The 21,541-nt window shown below is 48.1% G+C and carries 20 protein-coding genes; 1 reads left to right on the top strand and 19 read right to left on the bottom strand.

Annotated features, from left to right (window positions below; genetic code table 11):
• Positions 1–17: 17 nt before the first annotated feature.
• From ACIFQN_RS11090 to ACIFQN_RS11060, 7 genes are all read right to left on the bottom strand, one after another.
• On the bottom strand, positions 18–1,958 hold the full coding sequence (locus ACIFQN_RS11090) for a TOMM precursor leader peptide-binding protein (RefSeq protein WP_429833080.1): 1,941 nt from the start codon (positions 1,956–1,958) through the stop codon (positions 18–20).
• Complete coding sequence (locus tag ACIFQN_RS11085; protein ID WP_429833079.1) at positions 1,955–3,919, bottom strand: putative thiazole-containing bacteriocin maturation protein; 1,965 nt, start codon at positions 3,917–3,919, stop codon at positions 1,955–1,957. The genes ACIFQN_RS11090 and ACIFQN_RS11085 overlap by 4 nt, the downstream gene beginning before the upstream one ends.
• Before the next feature lie 159 nt (positions 3,920–4,078).
• The gene (locus ACIFQN_RS11080; protein WP_429833078.1) at positions 4,079–4,345 is read right to left on the bottom strand and encodes a heterocycloanthracin/sonorensin family bacteriocin; all 267 of its coding nucleotides are present in this window, start codon (positions 4,343–4,345) and stop codon (positions 4,079–4,081) included.
• A gap of 316 nt (positions 4,346–4,661) precedes the next feature.
• A complete protein-coding gene (locus ACIFQN_RS11075) occupies positions 4,662–5,549 on the bottom strand; it encodes a cupredoxin domain-containing protein (RefSeq protein WP_429833077.1) in 888 nt (295 codons plus the stop codon).
• Positions 5,550–5,656: 107 nt separating this feature from the next.
• Positions 5,657–6,682, bottom strand: a complete 1,026-nt coding sequence (locus tag ACIFQN_RS11070) for an isocitrate lyase/PEP mutase family protein (RefSeq protein ID WP_429833076.1) — start codon at positions 6,680–6,682, stop codon at positions 5,657–5,659.
• 186 nt (positions 6,683–6,868) lie between these two features.
• Positions 6,869–7,333 (bottom strand): flavin reductase family protein, encoded by a 465-nt coding sequence (locus ACIFQN_RS11065; protein ID WP_429833075.1) that lies wholly within the window; start codon positions 7,331–7,333, stop codon positions 6,869–6,871.
• An 18-nt stretch (positions 7,334–7,351) separates the two neighbouring features.
• Positions 7,352–8,827 (bottom strand): 4-hydroxyphenylacetate 3-hydroxylase family protein, encoded by a 1,476-nt coding sequence (locus ACIFQN_RS11060; protein WP_429833074.1) that lies wholly within the window; start codon positions 8,825–8,827, stop codon positions 7,352–7,354.
• Between the two features lie 236 nt (positions 8,828–9,063).
• Between ACIFQN_RS11060 and ACIFQN_RS11055 the strand changes: the two genes are divergently transcribed.
• Complete coding sequence (locus ACIFQN_RS11055; protein ID WP_429833073.1) at positions 9,064–10,149, top strand: MarR family winged helix-turn-helix transcriptional regulator; 1,086 nt, start codon at positions 9,064–9,066, stop codon at positions 10,147–10,149.
• Between the two features lie 82 nt (positions 10,150–10,231).
• Here the strand turns inward: ACIFQN_RS11055 and ACIFQN_RS11050 are convergent, their stop codons facing one another.
• The 12 genes from ACIFQN_RS11050 to ACIFQN_RS10995 all read right to left on the bottom strand — a co-directional run bounded on the left by ACIFQN_RS11050 (position 10,232) and on the right by ACIFQN_RS10995 (position 21,537).
• Positions 10,232–11,437: an amidohydrolase family protein gene (locus ACIFQN_RS11050; protein ID WP_429833072.1), complete on the bottom strand. Its 1,206-nt coding sequence runs from the start codon at positions 11,435–11,437 to the stop codon at positions 10,232–10,234.
• A 55-nt stretch (positions 11,438–11,492) separates the two neighbouring features.
• The gene (locus tag ACIFQN_RS11045) at positions 11,493–11,855 is read right to left on the bottom strand and encodes a Rieske (2Fe-2S) protein (protein ID WP_429833071.1); all 363 of its coding nucleotides are present in this window, start codon (positions 11,853–11,855) and stop codon (positions 11,493–11,495) included.
• A 16-nt stretch (positions 11,856–11,871) separates the two neighbouring features.
• The gene (locus tag ACIFQN_RS11040) at positions 11,872–12,192 is read right to left on the bottom strand and encodes a hypothetical protein (RefSeq protein WP_429833070.1); all 321 of its coding nucleotides are present in this window, start codon (positions 12,190–12,192) and stop codon (positions 11,872–11,874) included.
• Between the two features lie 293 nt (positions 12,193–12,485).
• Positions 12,486–13,127 (bottom strand): GntR family transcriptional regulator, encoded by a 642-nt coding sequence (locus tag ACIFQN_RS11035; protein WP_429833069.1) that lies wholly within the window; start codon positions 13,125–13,127, stop codon positions 12,486–12,488.
• Between the two features lie 200 nt (positions 13,128–13,327).
• Complete coding sequence (locus ACIFQN_RS11030) at positions 13,328–13,981, bottom strand: 4-carboxy-4-hydroxy-2-oxoadipate aldolase/oxaloacetate decarboxylase (RefSeq protein WP_429833068.1); 654 nt, start codon at positions 13,979–13,981, stop codon at positions 13,328–13,330.
• A gap of 28 nt (positions 13,982–14,009) precedes the next feature.
• Positions 14,010–14,660, bottom strand: a complete 651-nt coding sequence (locus ACIFQN_RS11025) for an RraA family protein (protein WP_429833067.1) — start codon at positions 14,658–14,660, stop codon at positions 14,010–14,012.
• Positions 14,644–15,333, bottom strand: a complete 690-nt coding sequence (locus tag ACIFQN_RS11020) for an RraA family protein (protein WP_429833066.1) — start codon at positions 15,331–15,333, stop codon at positions 14,644–14,646. Before ACIFQN_RS11020 ends, ACIFQN_RS11025 begins: the two co-directional genes overlap by 17 nt.
• 17 nt (positions 15,334–15,350) lie before the next feature.
• Positions 15,351–17,102: an ABC transporter permease gene (locus ACIFQN_RS11015; RefSeq protein ID WP_429833065.1), complete on the bottom strand. Its 1,752-nt coding sequence runs from the start codon at positions 17,100–17,102 to the stop codon at positions 15,351–15,353.
• Positions 17,090–18,214 carry an ABC transporter ATP-binding protein gene (locus ACIFQN_RS11010; RefSeq protein WP_429833064.1) on the bottom strand — a complete coding sequence of 375 codons (1,125 nt, stop codon included), beginning with the start codon at positions 18,212–18,214 and terminating at the stop codon, positions 17,090–17,092. The genes ACIFQN_RS11015 and ACIFQN_RS11010 overlap by 13 nt, the downstream gene beginning before the upstream one ends.
• A 266-nt stretch (positions 18,215–18,480) precedes the next feature.
• The gene (locus ACIFQN_RS11005; RefSeq protein ID WP_429833063.1) at positions 18,481–19,461 is read right to left on the bottom strand and encodes a hypothetical protein; all 981 of its coding nucleotides are present in this window, start codon (positions 19,459–19,461) and stop codon (positions 18,481–18,483) included.
• Between the two features lie 13 nt (positions 19,462–19,474).
• Entirely contained in the window at positions 19,475–20,485 is a 1,011-nt protein-coding gene (locus ACIFQN_RS11000; RefSeq protein ID WP_429833062.1) for an amidohydrolase family protein, read from the bottom strand.
• A gap of 101 nt (positions 20,486–20,586) precedes the next feature.
• Positions 20,587–21,537 carry a LysR family transcriptional regulator gene (locus ACIFQN_RS10995; protein WP_429833061.1) on the bottom strand — a complete coding sequence of 317 codons (951 nt, stop codon included), beginning with the start codon at positions 21,535–21,537 and terminating at the stop codon, positions 20,587–20,589.
• Positions 21,538–21,541 lie beyond the last annotated feature (4 nt).

The following is a 21,541-nucleotide window of genomic DNA, read 5'->3' as shown; positions in this document are numbered from 1 at the left end:
TCCCTCCCGCCTGAGATTTATGGAAATGGATGAGGATGTGGATTCAACTGACCAAATCGAAGTGGTTCCTTGGCATACCCAAGGGTGACGGGTACCTGTAATACTCTTTCCAAACCGTTTAATCGGGTGAGATGGTGTCCAAAAGTCATTGGCAGCATCCCCGGTATAAGTACACGAACACAGGAAAGCCCATTACGGCTGACCTCAGGTGTCGTCTGATCGACAACGATTACGTCCAGATTCAGTTCCCGAAATACCTGGAGAACATCCCGCAAGTCATCTGTGAGGTCACTGTGCCGGTTTTTCCAAGCGAATTCTTCAGCAAATGACCGTATCGGCCGTGACTCATCGAGTAAAAATGCGAGACGTTCCTCAGCTTCAGGCAAGCTGTATAGCATAGCATGATCATCCATTTTTTTCACGAGCGAGGGATCATGAAACATGCGCTTGTATTTTTCTCGATTCGCCTCGAACTTGTCATTTAACGAAAACAGCATAGCAGCAGTCTCATGGATCGAGCCTTTGACCGCTCGTATCGGATCGAGATGCGCTCCGCCCGCACATACGATGTGAAGACCTTTTTGCTTGCGGTTTTTGGCGATCGTCCACACACTCGGGATACCGTTCTCCATCGTGGCATTGTAGAAAAATAAATCATAGTCAGTTACTATCTGGAGTCGATCAATCATCAGTTGCAATTCTGGATCGTCAGCTGAATTCGGGTCCAATCGCGGCAGGGGCAATTGTGCGTACCAAGTCAGCAAGAAAGCATCGCGTTCTACGACCTCCATGATGCCGTAAAAAATGGCCTCCTCCAAACTACCGCCTAACGCACAGCCGTTGGAGGTTTCAAACACGAATCCTTCCCCGAAGCCCAAGCTGTAATAGGCCAGCAATTCAGGAACGAGGATCGGTCTCTCTTGTAAAAAGGAATGGCCCCATACCCAGTTCATAGGTCGTGTAGGTTCAAACTCGCGAAACGGATATCCGGGCTGCACATACTGCTCCTTTGTATGCGTTCCCACCAAGGTCGGATCAAGCGCGTGTTCTGCCAGATTGGCGTAGCAATCGTGAACCGTCGTCCTCTTGCCCCGAGGTGTCATGCCACAATACCGCTCCAGCCCCTCCAAGATGGCTGTCAGTTCGCTGTCTGCATAGGAATTCGTCCGCCCAGCCGTCGCTTCATCATGCGGGAACAAAGGCAAGTTGACGCTAACATCAGCAAAAACAGAGACGAGATCTCTCATCTTGCCGTTTAAAAAGCCCGTTCGCGCATCTAAGTAATCCGATTTCAAGCTCTTTTTTAAATCGTCCATCGTCTTCGTACGATAACTGCGAGGATCCGGTTTCACCCTCGGCTTTAATGTAATTCGTGCTCGCTCCGCTGTGTCATCAGGCACAGGACTGCATACCGAGCACAACGGATCGGGTAAGAACAAGTGGCGTGTGCTGGTCAGCGTCTTTAAATCAATCACCTGTATATGCTCGGAAAAAGAGGCTTGCCTTCCCTCCAGAACCCGATGTACCTCTGCTATCACGTACTGCGCGACATGCAGCAGACCCGTCCTCGATACCCAAGCGTCTCGTTGCACACCTTCTTCTTCACTTAGTCGTACCTGCATTTCCCACATTTCTTTGCGATTGCGTCCCGCCATCAGACGCCTGATATCCGCGCACTGGGAACAACCTGGAACACCTGGACGAACCAATGGCCCCACGATGGCCTCTCCAAAAGAAACGAAGCCGCGCAACCAAGGTACTTGGCTTTGTTGAAATCTTTTTTCCGCTTGGAGATGGAGAGACGGATGCCAGGCATCATTGAGCACAAGAACGAAGTCGGCTTGCGGGATCTCTATCGTCCAATTCGGTTGGCGCACGAGCCGATACTTATCGAGTAACCCCTCAGATACTGTCTCTGCCAAAATGCCATCTCCCATAACAAGTATGTCAGCGCTCAATTCCCCTCCTCCTCCCGCAAAAACAGAGCGAATACACCTGCGAGGTCTTCTTGCAAAAAGGGCTCAACTGCTGCCGAAAGCACCAAAACTCTTTGGTGATTTTGCTTCAATACTTCTTGGGCCAGATCCCATACGGTTGTTTCAGTTTCGGCTTCGAATACAGGAATCGTTATTTGCCTATCGCTCTCACGCAATTCAACAGATGTGGCTATTATGGTGTGCATTGTTTGAAACGATGCTTGATTTTGCGATTTCATCAAGGCATGCAGTAAGGCTCTGCGTAAAGCCTGTGTCTCATATAGACCAACACTGCCATACCAGCCTTCACTCGTCCCTACCCAAAAGACAGGGAAACCACATACGTCCTCCCCTTTTCCGATATGCGGCTTTTCACCTATCGTCAGTAACGACCGCATATAAAATTGGCACTGCTCGTCTTCCACTGCTGTTACCTTCACGCGTGTAGCTTTGGGAACTTTTGTTGTTTGCTGATCAGCGAATACCTGCGACAAATAGTGGAATAATGCCCTGCAGAGTCCCTCTGCAACAGACTCTCCCGCCCCAATTCCGATCGTTTCGTCATTCCCGATCCGACTAGCATGGACGTGATTGGAATCAAACGCTTTCTTTTGCATAAGCGTATCAACGATCCGGGATACATACATCTCCGCTCCGAGCAACCCGGCTTCTCTTCGCGCGTCATCATGGGTAAAACCAGCACAAACAATAGCAGGCAAAAGTTCTGCTGGACCCTCTGACAACGGATCAACCGACTGCACCTGGCACTGTGCAAGAGGTAATTGCTTTAAGTCCCCCTCGTCCCATATATGGAATATCCCTACATCAGTTGAGGTCCACGTTTGAAAATGGGAAAACAATCCGTCCGTTTCTTTTTGCGCATTCAAGCTTTGCTCGAGTAGCTCACTTGCCTCTACCCATTCGAGTCTCACCTGATCGTCAATCATCGGATGAGGTAAGAAGGTATGCCAGCCGCCCTCCAACGTCTCCAGATTGAGCAAATACAGTTTGTTCTGCGCTTCAGAAGCTGAGACATCTGTTACGTGCTTGAACCATTCAAATACAACGACATTGGCGAGAATGGCAGCTGCCGTAAAAGAAAAAGTGTGTATCTGGGGGTCTTCACACAACGAGCTACGATGCAAGCGACGCCAAGCAGATTCAAAGCTTGCCTCTGACGACGAATGGATCAGTGGCCCCGCAATCCCTTTTTGATACGCAAAAATGGCTGGAACAAACACTTTACCAGTTTCCAGGCAGAGTGAATGAAGTGCCAACAGTTCTTCCCTGTCGCCATAATCAGATACGTACAAAACAGCCGAGAACTCGGTTATGGCTTCCTTCCAGTCCTCTCTCGTGCACTTGGTCAAAGATAGCTCTGTCAGCTCCACCTCAGGGTCCTTTTGCCGTGTAAAGGCGATTAGGTCTTCCAGTCGCTTACGGTTCGTGTGTTCATCATCCGTAATCCAATAGTGAAAGCGAGGTATTCCTGATTCCAGTAATGCTGAAACCAATGCCAGGAAAAACGGTCCTGACCCCACAGCTAAAGCTTTTTCTTGGCGATACGTTTGAAACCGGTATCCTCCAGAACCGCCGAACTGGTCCAAAAATTCCATTTGCGATAGATACGTATCCACGATGTGAGGTGCCAATTGATGTGTTCGATCTTTGCTTACATCATGGACGAATCCGTTTTGAAAGAGGCTCTCCGCAATTTTCTTAATCTGGTTCTGGTACTCTGTTGGCAAATCCTCTGTTAGCTCTTGTAGCGTGTGCTCACCATTAAACATGGGCAGCAATTGCTCGACCCATTGATCAATCATTTCTCCTTCCATTTGAAACGTCCCGACATTATTGCGGAAAAACACACTGCCATCTGAATTGGGTAAAAAAAACGTGTCCCGCTTCACTTTTAGACGCATAGATGGATTCACATTTGCCATTGTGCCCCTCCTTACCGAGAGCTTTTTACCACTTGCCACTTCAGTGTGTCACGTTCATTTTATGTATCGCTCTTTGTCCGTCATTCCTGAAAAGAAAAGAGGAAAGCCCCTGCCTGTTTACTGCTTGGCAGGAGCTTTCTATTTGCGTGCTGACACTGACTAAAAGCAGCGAGCGCATGAGATGCACGGGAAAACGCAAAAGAAACAAGTAACACAGCTGCAGGAACAACTGCAAGAGCAAGAGCAAGAGCAACTGCAAGAACAACTGCATGAACAACTGCAACGTGCACATCGGCCGCATCTGTGACCACAGCGCCCTTGAACCAACATGGCTTCATTTGTTTTTTGTTTATCCCAAGGCTTAACTTGTTCAGCTTTGAATTCAGCAGGCTTTAATTTTTTCAGCTCTTTTTTATAATCATCCATTCGTATCACCTCCGCCACTCATGTAGCTACTCTACATTTATGACGAAGTACTGGGTATTCGTTCCAGCGGTATGAGCCCATTTTTTAAGTAACGTTGTCTGAAAAATTTGGGAAGCACTAGGGATCTGTCAACAAAACACAGAATTTTTATGTTAATTACAGTAAGATCAAGAGAGGATCGTTTTTCCCTATTTAGACAAAATCCCCTCTTTTCTATCAATCAGAAACGAGTTTACCCATATAGGAGGACAACACATGCAAGACTTACGAGGCAAGGTAGTATTAATAACAGGGGCAAGTTCAATTCACCCAGCGTTTATTTGACGATCAAGCTGCCGACCATCCCCTTTTCTTTGTGACCGGGGACCATGCAGTAAAACGAATAGACGCCCTCTGCCCTCGCACGTATCACATAGGATGCAGATTCACCGGGCTGCGCGTACAAATGGAGTTCGCCCGTCGACTTCGTTTCGTGGGAGTGATTGTGATGCGCAGCGTTCGGTATGACTTCTATATTTCCATTTGACATGATCTCCACGACATGCTCCATCTTCCCCTGGTTGTGATAAGTCACCTTTACCTCTTCCCCTTTTTTCATCACGATTTGCTGTGGGTGATAGAAAAAATCGGAGGCGACGAGATCGACACTCTGTTTTGTTTCGTGAGCCGTCGAATTGCTTTGCGCAGGGAATGATTGAAACCAGAGAAACACACCAATGAGCACCATCGCCCCAGCAAGAGGATGATGAAATCCAATTCGCTTCCCTGACGTACCCGACCCCTCTGCAGTTTTTCCAACCAGTCTTGTCAAAAGCATGATGCAAAAGGTATAGAGCATTACGAACAAAAACAACAACGGTTCCACTTGCTCATAGGGCACCATCTCCCCTAGCATGGCTCCCATCATTCCCGCCATCATTCCGGAGAGAGTCCCTTCGATCATCGTCAGGACAGACAAAGGAATACCAAATATCAATCCGGCAAATGCGCCTGCCGCAATGCTCAGCATCGTGGAATAAGAGAGGTCCCCTTTAAACAAGACACCAAATAACAGTCCGGCGATCAGCCCAACCATCATGCCGACTGTCATTCCGCTCACCATGCCCTGCATCGGTTCGACTTGTTTTCTTCTTTTCCAGACAAACCAGGTGAACCAGACATACGATATGGATACGAAGGCTAAGACCTGGATTACGGCACCCATGATACCACCTCTACGTATATTCCTCCTTACACCGTATGTCCACCAGGCATGAAACAGGACAAAAACAAGCCGCAGAAAACAGAAGCTTGCTTGAATCCACCATGATGTTATGACGAGTTGCTTTCGTGATGTGTCTTTTGTAACTCCTGCAAGACTGAGGCCAGCATATCCTTGTGTCCCCAAGTGCTTTCATAATTTCGCTTTACGCTTTCGGGCAAGTATAATTCCTCTAACTCTCTTACCTCGGCAGCTCCTGTCAAATGATCAAGATGTGCGCGACCAAAAGGGCTATTCTCGATACTTTGCCCCCACTTCAATAGAGCCTCGGTACCTCTCGATCTGAAATCGTGCAGGACATGCCATGCGGCCTGAAGACCGCTTGAAGCGGCGAGTGTAGGATACAAAGCGATGCGGACTCCTAATTGCTCATATTCCTCTAACGTAGGAGCTGGTTGCGCTCCTCCCCAGATCGTCAGCACGGGTGCAGGGATTTCTTTGCATGCCCGAGCTAGTTGCTCCCGCGTTTGTACAGAATTCAACCAAATGAAGTCGACTCCTCCTTCTTGCACATACGCGATGCAGCGATCTAGCGCCTCTTCAAAACTACTATTTTCCGCACCCAGTGCATCCGTGCGTGCACAAATAACAAAACTCGGATCAAGTGCGTCCCTAGCAGAGATTGCAGCACGATACTTGCCTACAGCTTCTTCTATCGTGATGCACCTGCGCCCTGAGCTGATTCCTGATTTTTTGGGGGATTCCTGATCCTCTATCTGCACTCCGGCTACTCCTGCATGGATGCATTCGGTTACGGCATAATGGACATTTACTGCATTTCCAAAACCGGTGTCGGCATCTATAAAAATGGGAATATTGGTGCGTGCTGCCATGTGGCGCGCGTGGTCAACCAAGTCACGTAGACCGATGATCCCTGAATCTGGTACCCCGTATAGAAAAGCGGAAAGCTGAGAACCAGCGAGGAAAAACGTCTCGAAACCGGCTTCCTCGGCAACACGCGCATATAGGGGACTGAATCCGCCAGGCATGACGGTCAGGCTTTTTCTCTGTAGCAGCTCTCTCAACAGCCATCTTTTTTCTGTTGCGCTTCGTCGTTTCTTTTCCCCTGGTATCATCTGCTCTATTCCTTTCCTGCCACCGAGGCTATTCGTACTTGTTTTGTTTCTTTGCCACGATCGTACTGCAAAAACACTTCGTACGTCCAAACTAAACTTTTCATATATAGATCGAATATATCGATAGCACATGAAAAAAGAGCGAACATTTGTCGTCCGCTCTGCTTCTGTTTATTTGAGGTGGTGTCAGGATGGCGTCGCTACCTCGTGGAATTTGCCGCTGAAAAATCCAAGTGCATCCCCTTGGCGATACAAGAAGGAAACTACCTTTCCGACAATGAGTGTATGGTCGCCCCCATCATACGCGTTCCACGGCTCGCATTCGAAGTTGGCAAGCGTTCCCGCCAAACGTGGCCCGATCGTCGAATGCTCCCAATCGATCTGCAGATCAAGCTGCGGCCTGCCTGCAAATTGCCAAGCCAGTGCTTCTTGCCCCGCGGCCAGTACGTTCACGATGAACGGTTTATTCAAGAGTCCTTCATGAGAACGCGCTTTTTTGTCGATGGACACCAATAAAAGAGGTGGATCAATGGAGACTGAGGTGAACGAATTGACCGTGATCCCCGCGATCTGGGTACCGTCCATAAAACTTACGATTGTGACCCCCGTTGCGAATTTACCAAAAGCATTGCGCAAAGCTCGTACGTCCATTTTCCTCTCGCCTCCTGATTACTTGACCTGCGTGGAGAATACTGCTCTCCCCTCATTCAAAAGCTCATCCGTTAACGACATCCACTCCTTGATATTCGCGCGATTCGAGTATCCGGCAGCATAAAACATCGGGTCCCCAATATAGAACCGTTCATAATGCAGCAGACGTTGTGTTGCAGCATCCCCGAAAAAGTCCCACGCCATTTTGGCAATCTGAACGCGATGGAAACCGTCGCTGTTTGCCCCGCTGAAATAGTATTGGAAGTTTTCACTTTCCGGGCCGAAGAAGTCGTGTCCAGAAGGTGTCAGCATCAAGCCTGCGGCCCCCATTTGCTTGAGTAAATCGACGATCGCTTCATTGTTTTTGGCATACAGAATGTTTTGGGCCTCCAAGTAGTCCTTGTTTGGTCTCCAATTACCGTTTTCGTTGAATTCACCACACTGTTCAGCTGCATATAGTGCCGATTCATGGGACTTCAGCATGGCGATGATGATACCCACCCTCTCAGCTACTTGCGGAAAGACATTCGTTTTGACCGAGTCTGTCAATTTGCTGGCGATTGCTGCTGCCATTCCGAATTTCACTAATTTTCTGACCGTTGCCTGGTGAGTCGCATGAATGGAAACGTCTGCGTTAAATCTCATCGTATTGGCGGCTTCCACATTGTTGTAAAAAAAGACGCGCTCCCATGGCACCAGTACATCGTCAAACACTACCATTGCATCATTTTCTTCAAATCGGCTGCTGAACGGATGGTCGTAGACGTTTCGGTCGTCTTGGGGAACGAAAGGTTGTCTGCACAGCATTTTCAAACCAGGCGTGGAGACCGGGATCGCAAAAGCCATGCAGTAGCGTTCATCCCCTTCCTTGAACGACCGCCCGTTAGGAAAGACCAGAAGCTCATCAGTAATTGGACCCATGGTGGCAAGCTGTTTTGCTCCTCTGACAATGATGCCTTCCTGCGTCTCTTCCTTCACTCCCAGGTGCAGAAACAGGTCCCGTTGTTCATGAGATGCCTTGGAACGGTCGATTTGAGGGGTTCCGAGCGCATGCGTCAAAAAAAGGTCATTCTCTCTTACGTACTCGAAATAACGGTGCATGTTCTGTTCAAATTGCTCTCCCCACTTTCCGAAGAAGCGGGCACTCTCCGCGATGCCCATAATGTGCGCATTCATGAATTCGGGCGATCGCCCCATTACCCCATAGGTGGATTTGGCATATAGCTTGTAGGCTTCCGTTTTCTTTCCGAGTTCATTTGCATTTTTTGGCGGCATAAAACAAATGTCGCACAGATCTTTGGTTGTCGGTGAGGAAAAGGTAAGAGCAGCTTGGTAGCGAGCGTCGTGCTTCATGTCATACAGGTTGGCAATTGCTTCAATCGGGCGACGAAAGGCCGGGTACTGTGTAACATCCGTTACCTTCTCACCGTTGATGTAGACCTCTCGTGGCGAACGTAATCCTTCCTTGTACTGTTTTCCAGTCCGAATCCCCATTGCAACTCCTCCATATTCCCATGATAATAAGAAAATTATTTTAATGAATGAGTTAATAGTAAACACGTTTACTAATTTAATTCCATCTTAACCAATCCCATTTGTCGTGTCAATAAGCCTTTGATGGATTATTCAGAAATTTCATCTTTCCGAATTGTCCCTTGACTCCCTCCTGTGTTACGATGTCGATACAGATAATAAACCTGTTTACAATTCAAACAAAGGTAGGACGTTGTATGAATCAAATGGCTCATGACGATCTTCAAACTCAGATCAAGGCATTGGAGCAAAAGATGAAGGCTCACATGGATACGTATCAGTCGTTTTCTCCAGGCATCCATCGGACACAGGCCGCCCTGCCTATTTTTATTTCGCGGTGTCATCATTTGACGATCACCTTGTTGAACAAGCATACTCTCTCGTTTGGACTGACACATGTCAAATTTTCCACGATGCTTCTTTTGTTTCGCTCCAAGAACAAGCATCTGACCATGACAGACATCAGCCAGCAAAAGCATGTGACCCGGACTAATATCACAAACCTCATCGACGCGTTGGAAAAGGACGGATACGTAGAGAGGCAAAAAGATCCAGCTGACCGCAGAAGCGCCATCATTCACCTTACGGAAAGAGGCAGCGCGGTGGTTTACGATCAGCTTCAATCCTATTGGGATAGGCAAAAATGGATTTTTGACGGGCTGGACCAAAACGAGCAAGAGGATATGCTATCACTCATCTGTTTGTTGATTGCCACCCTTCAGCAAAAATCGGAAGCCGCTGTTTATTCCTTGGATGCCAGTAAAGAACAGGCAAGACTTGTGTCAAGCATGATGTCTGACATTCTTGATTCGTACCATGCCGTCACACCCGACATCCATCGCTCATCGGCAGCGTTATCCATTCTGCTCGCCCGCGTCTACAATCTGACTATTTTTCAACTTAACAAACACACTATGGAACTGGGATTAAGCCATGCCAAATTCTCAACGTTGCTCCTTCTTTTCCGCTCTGATGGACAAAATCTCACGATGACAGACATCAGCCAACAGAAAAACGTCACCAAGACGAACGTGACCAAATTGATCGACGGACTGGAGCAGGACGGCTTGGTACAGCGAATGAAGGACCCTGCGGATCGGCGAAGCTCGATTATCGTGCTGACGGAAAAATCCAAGGCATTCATTCCACAACACCTGCAAGACTATTGGGACAAACAAAAGTGGGTTTTTAACGGTTTGGATGAAACTCAGCTGACTCGGTTACTTCAGCTTCTACTGAAGCTTTTGGCGACGCTTCGCCTCAAAGAACAGACGGACTTCTAATTCGTACTCCCATAATAAACAGGCCCCCAATCGCGAGGGCCTGTTTTGCATGTTGTCATCGGTTCCGTCAAATTATATCGTATTATGTTCTGGAGGCCTCAGCCAGCGATTCTTCTCGACGGATTTTTGCATGCAGGACAGGTTCCGTGATGTTGAAGAATTTCAAAGCATTTCCCCCCAAAATTTTCCGTTTGGCCGACTGGCTGAGGAAGGGTAAATCGTAGATGGATGCAGGGGTGTCAAAATCTTGATGAGGATAGTCGGACGCATAGAGAAGCTGATTCTCCGCATCAAACATTGAAAAGATTTCCTTCATCATATTCACGTTGTCTGTGTATTCCAGAGGCTGCGATGTAAAGTAGAAATTTTTCATGTATTCACTCGGTTTTTTTGTCAGGAAAGGTGCATCTGATTGACGGTACAGATAATCCGTATCCAACCTCATCATGAGGAACGGAATCCAGGAAACGCCCGCTTCAATGAAAATAAACTTCAGATCCGGGAAGCGTTCGGGAATACCGTTAATAATCAGGTTCGTCGCCTGAATCATGTTGTACAGAGGAAAACCGAGGGCATGTGCCGAGAGAAATCGATTCAACTGCTGGAACGGCCGCTCCATCCAGTGTGAAACCGTGTGGAAAGCAAGTGGCTGCCCCATATCCTCTAGCAGCTTGTACAGAGGCATATATGAATTGTGATGGACAGGCTGGTAACGCAGGCTGGTTACGAGGAAACCGACCACTCCTCTTTTTCCGCCAAATTCCTTGACGATTTTCACACATGCTTCAGGATTGGAAAACGGCAAGTACAGCATCGTCTTGATCGCATCGTTCTGAGGTAAAACTTCCTCCGTCATCCAGCGGGCAAATCCAAAAGCGATCGCCACCTCTATCTCTGAATCAGGATGCACCCCCAGGGTCAGTAAATCGGTAGGAAAGACGATATTGTAATCAATAGCCATCTTCATGCTGCTTTTCAGGAGCGGGTAGATTTCTTTCGGCATCATTTCGCCTTCAGGCTGCTTGTTTTTCACGAACAGCGGAATGCTTTTCATCCGCCCTGCCATTGTACGGTCACCCAAATCGACATAAATGTGCTTCGAGCCATTGCTATGGACCCGTAACCGGCTCCGGTACGGCTCTTCCACATACTCGGCAATTACATTCATAGGAGTCCCCATGTAGTGACAGTCGGCATCTACAATCGGAATATCATATAAGCCACGGGCTAACGCCTGCCTCTCGGCGTTGTCCAAAAAGTTTTTTTCCAAACTCAATTCAATCTTCACTCGCTTTTCCCTCCTATTTGTTATCTTTGGTATTTTTCTGATGCAAAAAAATTGATTAGATCGTGATGTAAACCTTGCCATCTTTTACATGAGGTTGGAACTTGCGCAATGTGAAACGTGGATCGGCGATGCATTTTCCCGAATCGATATCGAATTCAAATCCGTGCCAGGGACAGACGATATTCACCTCGTCACTGGAATGGTAGTCCCCGCCGCTCATCTTATTCTCGTCCAGCCTCATGCGTACACGCTCCGAGACGTTACCCAGACACACCGGCCCTTCAAAGTGCGGGCATGTATTTTTTATCGCATGGATCTGGTTCTTTACCAGAATGACCCCGATCTCCATTCCTTCGAGCGAAACATAGTACATTTTTCTTTGCTCCAATTCCGCCTTCTCACAAACGTAATGTTCCATTGTTATCCCCTCTTTTTTAGAAATTTTTGAACATTTGAAGTTCGAAAAGCTCGATATGCTTGCCCTCCATCAATCCATTGATAAACATCATTGCTTCCGTATCCGGCACTGTAGTGTGCTTCGGTAACGGCATGAATGGCTGGGCGTTTTGTTCAGTCGTCAGCAGGTGCTCAACCCGGCGACCGTACATGTGAATGACCAGCTCACAAAGGGCTTGCAAATCCGAAATGTCCACCTGCTCCCACAGACCGCTTCTCTGCCCGTCACTCAGTAGTTGGACTAGCTGCTTTACAGGCATAAAATCACTCTTTCCTGCTTGATTCCCTGCATCGATCATGGCCATACCCCCCCAATTCTTTTGCAGTGCGTACAAACGAAAAATCACTATGGCGGTCAGTCATCCCTTTTTAACGTTGTACACAACCTCGTGTCGTTCAGTTTTATTAGACAATATTGTTGAACAATATTGTTGTTATTTCTGATTATATCGCCCGCTCCTTTACCTGTCAATGAAATTGTTTACACAATTTTGAATTATGTGATTAGTAGATCCACTTCCTTGCACGCAAAAAAACGCAGACAGCATCGAACTGTTTGCGTTCTATAAAAATAACTTCATTTCTGCCTTCCTTACAGGAGAAGAAGATAGTTTTGCACAAAGCTTTCCCGCACCATAGACAAATCGGAACGGATCGCGACCTCTACGCCCTTTTCATCTCTTTTTTTCAGGGCATCAAAAATCTTGCGATGCTCCTTGATCGAGTTTTCCTTAATTCCAGGTAGCAGCATCGTTCTTAACTGATAGCGGCGCAGTGGCGTCCTGATTCCACGGATCAACTCTACTGCTTTTTGATTTTTTGCGACGCGGTAGATGATCTCGCGAAATCTCATACTGAGCGACGTGTATTCATCAAACTGATTTTGCTGCTGGCACTTCTCCATTTCTATAACTGTACCTTCTAGCTCGTCCAGCTCCACCTCAGTAATGTGACAGGTCGCGTTTTTTACTACCAGGCTTTCCAATACCTCTAGAATTTCCAGATAATAAATGATTTCATCCAACGAATATGCTTTGATCGTCGCCCCTTTGTTGGACTCAATCTCGACCAGATTTTCCTGTTCCAGCCTAAGAAGCGCTTTTTGGATCGTGTTTCGGCTGACTCCGATCATTTCTGCCAGCTGGCTCTCAATCAACTTCTGCGAAGGACGGAATGTGCCATCAAATATCTTCTCTTTAATTGTTTGATAGGCCGTCTCTGATTGTCTGCTCACCTCGCTACTACCCCATCTCTACAAGTTTTAATTGTTTAACAATATCGTCTAACAAAAATGTACTTCGATTTCACTGAAAAGTCAAACAAAAAACTTTTTACCAGCACTCTCCCTCTTGACAGATGACACCTTATACAACCAAAAAACGAAAAGCCTGTGATGACGTTCCTCACAGGCTGGCGCTGATTGTTTTTTAAGAATCAGGATGAAAGCTGCGACTTCCACCCGTATATTTCCATCGTTGTCTTGCCTTGCTTGAGCTGCTCTCGAACTCTCTGCTCTTCCTCTTCTCGCTGCTGTGCTTTTTGCAAAATGGAATGGATCTCGGATCTTGGGATAATCACAACCCCATCACTATCGCCGAACACGATATCTCCAGGGTGAATGTGGACGTCGCCAATTTGAATCGGGTGATTGATTGTTCCACCACCCGCTTTTCCTGTCCCTTGGATGCAGAGGCCGCGTGAGAAGACAGGAAAACCCATTTCCCGGACGTCATTGCCATCCCTTGTGCAGCCATCAATGACAAGGCCGCTGATTCCTTTCTGGATGGCAGCATAGGTCATGATATCTCCCCAATAGCCCGCTTCGTATTCACCTGCTACCTCAACGACTAGAATATCACCAGGACGCGCGACTATCATTGCCTCATGCAGCATGAGATTATCTCGTGGCGGCGAACTAACGGTGATGGCAGGTCCGCATACTTTCATGGAAGTCGAAAGCGGCTTGATTCCTGACGGCAGCGCTCCCTTTTTTCCCGCTGCCTCCAGCAAAGTCGCCGAAGAAAAGCCAGCTACGCTTTGAATGACGCCAGACTCCGGACGCTCAATCTGTTTGATAATGCTGGACATCTTACCCACCTTCCTCGATGTGATATGCTCAGATCTTTTTGGACTGCAGCTCGTGATAGCCGTATTTGGCACGCGCTTCCTTGAGAGGGGTCCCTTTCAGCACCTCTGCGCGGATTCCTTCTTCTTTTTCCTCGATCATTTGCGCTACAACCAAAATCTCCTCTTCCCTTTCCTGCGGGATAACCAGCATACCATCGTCTGTGCCATATAAAATATCGCCTGGACGCACCTTAACGTCCCCGAGTGAGATCGGGACAGAGAAAGCAACGGCATCGACGCGGTCTTTCCCAGTACGCATGAATTTGCCGCGGGAAAAAATCGGGTACTTCAATTCCAGAGAGCACGCGACATCCCGGCACACCCCGTGAATCACCGTGCCTGCGATCCCTTTTCTATGCGCGACTGACGTTAGAATGTCGCCCCAGACAGTACAGTCGATTCGGCCTTCGTTATCTAAAACAACCACGCTACCTGCCGGCACATCGTCAATGTAATCTCCCACCGTTCCTTTTTGCACGGAGACTGGCAAATACTTGACCGTGTATGCTCGCCCGACCATCTGATATCCGTAGTTAACCGGAGTGATTCCAATACACGTTCCATGAATACCCAAACTGTCCATGGCATCAGAGACGGCAGCAATCGAAATCGCCTTGAATGATTCAATGATTTTTTCCATGCTCGGCTTCCTCTCCTGACACATTCATCGTCTCGTACTGCATACTCTCCATCACCTCGACAACTGATCGTCCTTTCCCGATCTCCTCGGCCATCCGCCTCTCGCGAAGGGCGATGGCTTCTGCCGCTGTGATTACGGCTTCTGCTCTCTTCAAAGGAACGAGTACGACTCCGCTCGCGTCTGCGATCACCAAATCACCTGCCAGCACACTGACCCCGGCGACTTGTATTTCTTCATTAAATGATTCCTGCATAATTCGACCACGGGCAGTGACAGGAACAGCCGACCTTGCATATACCGGGAATTCCAGCTCCTTGCTCTCATCCAGATCGCGACAGGCCCCATCGATGACAACACCAGCTATGCCTTTTACTTTTGCAGCGTAAGTCAAGATTCCTCCCCACGTCGCAACGTCTGTCCTGCCTGCGTTATCGATCACCAAAATGTCACCAGCTTGTGCAGCTTCAATTGCTGGAGTGCATAGATGCTGGGTTGGGCGTACCAGTCCCACCGGCTTGATTTTGATCGTGACCGCTCTACCGACAATGCGGGGACAAGACCACATCGGACGAATACCCAAGACAGCCCCTTTTAACCCAACCTTTTCCATGGCGTCCGAGACCGCGCAGGTGTCCAACTGGCCTAACCGTTTCAACCATGATTGTTCAGTCATGTTTCCTTCTCCCTTCGTCATTTGCCTACCCCCAGCTTCAATCCGAAAATTCGTGCTACCAGAGCCACTCCGATCGTCAGGAACAGAATAATCACGCCGACCACGGAGGCTGCCTCATAGCTGCCATCCCCCATATAGCTCAACTGCAAAACAGATAGAGGCCGAGTCTCGCTTGTAGATAAGAGAACGACAATACTCGTAGATCTGGCTGCTACCGAAAACCCGAAGATTCCTACAACCGCCATAGCAGGTGCAATCAATGGCAAAATAATTCTCCTGTATGTATACCACCAGGAGGCTCCATGCACCCAAGAAGCTTCCTCCAGCTCATTTCCCAGCTGGGTCAGATTCGATTTCAATACTTGCGTGCCCGTTGTAACTGCCGCCAGAACAATCGCCAAAATCAAAATGAATATCGTTCCGTAGAGTGGCTGGAACAATGGAAAGCTCAAAAACAGCCACAACATCCCCAGGCTTACAACGATCCCAGGAAGCGTCGAAGGCAACCATACCGTAAAATCCAAAAGTCCTCGCCCCCTGTACTTGGTGCGAACGATGATGTAGGCGATGATAGAGTACAGCAGCATCGCTAGAATTGCTGTGCAGAAGCAGAGCACAAGTGTATTACCCAGCCCTTGCAGCAAATCAGGACGCGTCAGTACCAATTTCCAGTGGTTCAGCGTCCAGGGATCCGGAATGGAGAAGAACCCAAATAATTTCATGAATGTTCCGACTAATAGTGCCGAGAGCGGCAATACGGTCATCATCAATTCCATCAAGATCACGATGGCAAAAATCGGCCAGCGAAACTTGCCCAATCGGTATGGCTGTGATTTGAATTTGCCGCTGACGGTCGCATAGGTACCTTTTTGTGTAACCCATTGCTGGAACAAAATGAGTGGGAGCAAAAGGACCAGAACCGACGAACCGAGTGCTGTCGCTGCCCCGTACTCAGGAGTCGACTGGCTGAGCAACCGGTATATTTTGGTGCTGAAAACATCAATATGCTGCGGGCCGCCGAGAATCAACTCTACCTCAAAGGCTTCTAGTGAGCGAATAATCCCCATCAGGAGCACGACGAGAATCGCTGGTGCCATAATGGGTGCGACAATTCTCATCAAGGTTGTGAAGTTGGTGCCACCATGTACCCGTGAAGCCTCTTCGAGTGAGCTGTCCATGTTTCGGAAAGCGGGTGTCAGGAGCATGACTTTGATCGCAACTGTTGTAGTTACCAGATGAACCCAGACAATCCCCCACCAGCTAAAAATGTCCATCTTGATCCAGCTGAGGAGAGGAATCGACGCAAACAAATGGTTGATCAAACCTCTGTCCGGATCGAGCAACAAAATCCAGGCCTGGGTCATGGGAAGCGTAGGGATGAAGAACGTTACCCAAAAACCAAACTCCACCCAATCCCGCCCCGGCAGATCAGTCCGTGCGATCAGCCATGCCAATAAGATTCCAACGATAATCGCAATGGCCTGTTGAACTCCTGTAAGGCTGAGTGTGTTCACCATGGCGGAGAGCAAATCAGGCTCGGACAAAGCGAGTCTCCAGTTTGCCAGCCCCCACCCGGTCTCCTGACCGAATGCGCCTTCCTTGAAGCTGTTGATGAAGAGGAGGAGCACGGGATATAAAACAACGAATACCACACTGAGTGTAACGATGGTATAAATCAGGTTCTTCCCTTTGAAAAAAGCCCACCATAAAGGATTGTGCTTCGTTTTCACCCTCTCCCTTACGACAGGGGCAGGCTCTACTCTGGCCATACACTCACCTCCCGATTAAAGCGGAGTATAATCGCCTGACCTTCTTGCCAGTGGTGTGTTTTTGGAATAAAAAGGTGCAGCTGTTCGCCATCGTCGAGCGTAATTAACGCTTCATACTGGTCACCGATAAACAGCAGTGTCTCGATAGATCCGCAAAAGCGCAATTCCTGCTCATGCCCGCTTTCTGCTTCTGCCAGCTCCAGTGGCACTACTCTGATTTGCTCGGATCGGACGGCAATCAGGCATCTTTCGCCCAAGCGTGGCAAAGGGAAGTAATGATTGAAAGTTGTAAGCGTTACCGGGTTTTTGCCGTCTTTGACAACGCTGATTTGGCCGTTCTGGTGCACGTCAGCAATTTTTGCCTCCAACATGATCGTCTTGCCCATGAAATCCCTGACAAACGGCGTCCGCGGTCGTTCGTATATCTCCTGAGGAGTTCCTTCCTGCTCTACGTTCCCTTTGGACATCATGATGATCCGATCTGCCAGACTTAGGGCTTCCACCTGATCATGAGTTACAAAAATGACCGTAATACCAAGACGTTTCTGCAGCAACTTCACTTCAATCCGCATTTGCTCGCGCAGCTTCGCGTCCAGATTGCTAAAAGGTTCATCTAGAAGCAGGATTTTGGGATGAAAGACAAGGCTTCGTGCCAATGCCACACGCTGCTGCTGACCTCCACTCAATTGCGTGGCCTGCCGATCCGCCATTTCTTTCAATCCGACAATGGCCAGGATGTTCTCTACTTCTAGTTTGATCTTGTCTTTTGGCATACGTCGCAGCTTGAGCGGATAGGCAACATTCTCATACACCGTCATATGCGGCCAAATCGCGTAGGATTGAAAAACCATGCCCATCCCGCGTTTATCTGGCGGAACAAACACGCCTCTTTCAGGAGAATCAATTACTTCTCCCTGATAAATGATCTGGCCTCCGTTACAGGGCTCCAACCCAGCTATCATCCGCAGACTTGTAGTTTTCCCGCAGCCACTCGGGCCCAAAATGGCAACGAATTCTCCATCTTTGATTTCAATCGACAAGTCTTTTACGATTTGTGTTTCCCCATACGATTTGCTGACATGTTCAAACCTGAGCAGAGAAGCGGCTGTCATCGTCGATTTCCTCCATACCTGTTTATTTGTCAAAATTCTTTTGTTCGTGTCGAATCCTTCTACCAGGATTGAAGCTTTTGGCATCGCTTACATTTCGTTTTAGAACACTCTCCCCTTAAAATTGAAGATAAATGATTACTATAAAATTAATTCAGATTTATATAAAAGTCTAATTGATATTTTAGATATGCCCATTTACCCTCTCGATAGTGTTGAACGTGGTTTCAGTAAAAACGACGGACTTCCAAAGAGGTCCGTCGTCTACGTTATTCCCACCAGGCAAAAGCCATTCCGCAACCGGTTCCCGCTTCCGTCCGATACGCCGGGATATAGTCGAGCAGCTTCATCTCCATATGCTGCAATGCCCCAGCCGCTGCAACCCAGTTTTTGATCTCAGACGTACCGGATGTCAGCTGATTTTCAGGAATGGAAGCCAAGAGCTCCTCGTCCCGATTCATGAGACCTTGCAAAGCGAGGCGATCCAGCTCCTCATCTACCACAAAGTGACTGAGCCCTCCTGAAGCGATGATCGCGATCCCCTTGTCGCTTTCCCATGATTGAATCGCCTTGCCCAAAGCTTTCCCAAACGAGTAGCAGCGTCCAGTCGTTGGCTGATTCGGCGGGAAATACGTATTAATCATGATGGGAACGATCGGAACATTCAGATCATCCGCCATCAATCGGTGCTTGGTAAAAATAAAGGAGTGACCGATTCCTCTTCCTTCCGCCTGACGGGTCAACTGGGCGACATCAAAGCCTTCTACCATCATTTGCTCTACAATGTGCCTGCCCAATCGAGGTTCAGTTTGGTACGTTTCCACTTGTTCGCCAAAATTGGACCATCGCGCTGCTTCCAAGGAAGGGTGCAGTCCCTCATGGGGAATGACCTGTACTTGATCTCCCCAAAATACGGAGAAGGTGGGCATGCCATCATCCAAAAACAACTCTCTTTGATCATCCCCAATCACTATCAGAATATCTGGTTGAACGTCAAGTAGCTTTTTGCGCACTTCCACCATTCGCTGCTCCCATTGTTCATAGCGTTCAAGCCATTTCCCCCCACTCACTTCCGCGCTTAGGCCTTCCAATTTTCTATGTTCATAAAGCTCTTGATAACTGTATACACTTCCACGGAAATGCAGGTCTTTTTTCATCTGATCCCGATCCGCATGCAGATGCCACTGATCAGTCGGGGTACTGAGTTGGGGGCTGTGTGAAGTTGCGAGACCTAGCACAATCTTTGCCATGGGTGAGTCCTCCTCATCTCAATTGTAGATTATAGACTTTGATGGCCGTTTCACTGAAAATCTTTTTCTTATCCTCCTGTGTCAGCCATTCAATACTTTCGATCACAGGTCTCGTGTTGTCCATGTACATGCCGGTATTCGGATTAATCGCTGATCCTGTCCCCGGATTTTCAGTCCCAAACATGCATCGATCGACGCCGACTGTCTTGAACAAAAGCTCCAAAGAATCCTTGGTGTACAGGCATGTATCAAAATACAGCTTGCGAATACTTTGTTCAAACGGTTCCGAATTGGTTCGATAACGTCCTGCCATGAAGCGCCCGATTTGATAAGGGACTGCTCCGCCAGCATGAGAGATCACGATTTTCAACGTTGGGAACATTTCGAATACTTTTGAATTTAAGAGGGAGATGACAGCGATTGTCTCCTCGTTTATAAAATGCAGGCTGTAGCTCTCTCGATGTGACTGACAACTTGCCGAGTGTATCAATATTGGAATATCCAGCTCCACTGCTTTTTCGTAGACGGGGTACCAGTATTCATCCCCAAGCCCTGGTGGCGGTGTGCCGATTCCTTCGTTCGGATCTGGATTGAGCATCACCCCGACGAAGCCTAGCTCTTTTATGCATCGCTCCATTTCTACGAGTACATTCACGGGACTCACATCCGCATTTTGAGGCAGACCGGCAATCCCCAGAAAACGATTCGGGAATAATTTGCATACACGAGCGATCAGGTTGTTCGCCTCTTCGGTATACCAGTGGACGATCTTCTCCGGTTTCGCAGCGTGCATGGCATGAAAAGGGCGTGGAGATATGAATTGAATATCAGTCCCAACCTCATTTAATAATTCGATGTGCGTCTTTTTCTCACCTTGACGACTGCCCCAGATCGCATTCATTAACTTCTCGTCGCTTACATTGACTTTTCCTCTGCCATGAGCTCCTCGGCTAGCCATAAGTGAAGACTGGTACGCATACAACTCTGGGGGAGCAACGACATGACCATGAATATCGATTATCATTTTCCCTAGCCCTCCTACAATCTTGATACTTCCAAACTACTGGATAAAAGGAGAACCGTCCAATTGCTAGTTTAAATATAGCCATCGAGGTTTTCGATATTTCAGGCAAGCCGTTCCGCGAACAACCTGCACGGGTGCCCCAGTTCTGTAATTGTGCGCGCGAGACTCTCCTGGATAATCTTCAACAGATGCGGCTCGATTTCGTCATGCTGACATGCAAGATACGTGACCAATGGAGGGGCGGGTTGCCGCATCGGAATTTCTACGAGATCTCTATTCTCTAGGTCCCCTCTTACGATCAACCGCGGGAACATGCTTACCATATCCGTCTGTTTGAGCATCTCCTTGATACCCGGAATACTGTTAATCTCTAACTTGTCTTGCTGTTTCATCTGCTGTTGCTCGAAGTAGCGAAGCATATGTTTGGAAATGGAAGTCTTTTGACCCATAAACAATAAAGGATAGGGCTTTATATCTGCTGTGGACACCCGGTCTCTTCCTGTCAGCGGATGATTGGGCCGGGCTACGAGAACAAAATCATCCTCGTACAACGGAATCAGGCAAACAGCGCTTTCCTCGGAATATACTCCAGGCTCGTGAGGATTATTGATAAAGGCAAGATGAATCTGGGAGTCCATGACCATTTTGTACATTTCGTCCGAATATCCCGTATTTCGCAGTACCTGGATGCTGATCTCCGGTACAAGGGTATGTAAAGCAGCCAAGATGGGAGGAAGAAAAATCCCGGCAAACGGATTGGCTGCGCTGATAGTCAAGCGTCTGGTCTGATCTGATTTTTGCTCTTCGATTTTTTTCATGCCCTTTTGCATAGCCTGAATACTCTGCAAGGCGTAGGGCAAAAGGGTCTCGCCATACTTGCTAAGTCGAATGGACTTGCCGAGCCGAATGAACAGAGGGACTCCCAGCTCTTGCTCCAGCTTTTGAATACGTGCACTCATGGTTGATTGCGTGATATGCAGTTTATCTGCTGCCTTGGAAAAATTGAGTAATCTCGCCACTTCGACAAATGATGCCAACTGTTGAAATTCCAACTGA

Source organism: Brevibacillus sp. NRS-1366 (assembly GCF_050467985.1).
Note: the sequence above shows the minus strand (reverse complement) of the source record. Positions and strands in the feature narration are given on the sequence as shown.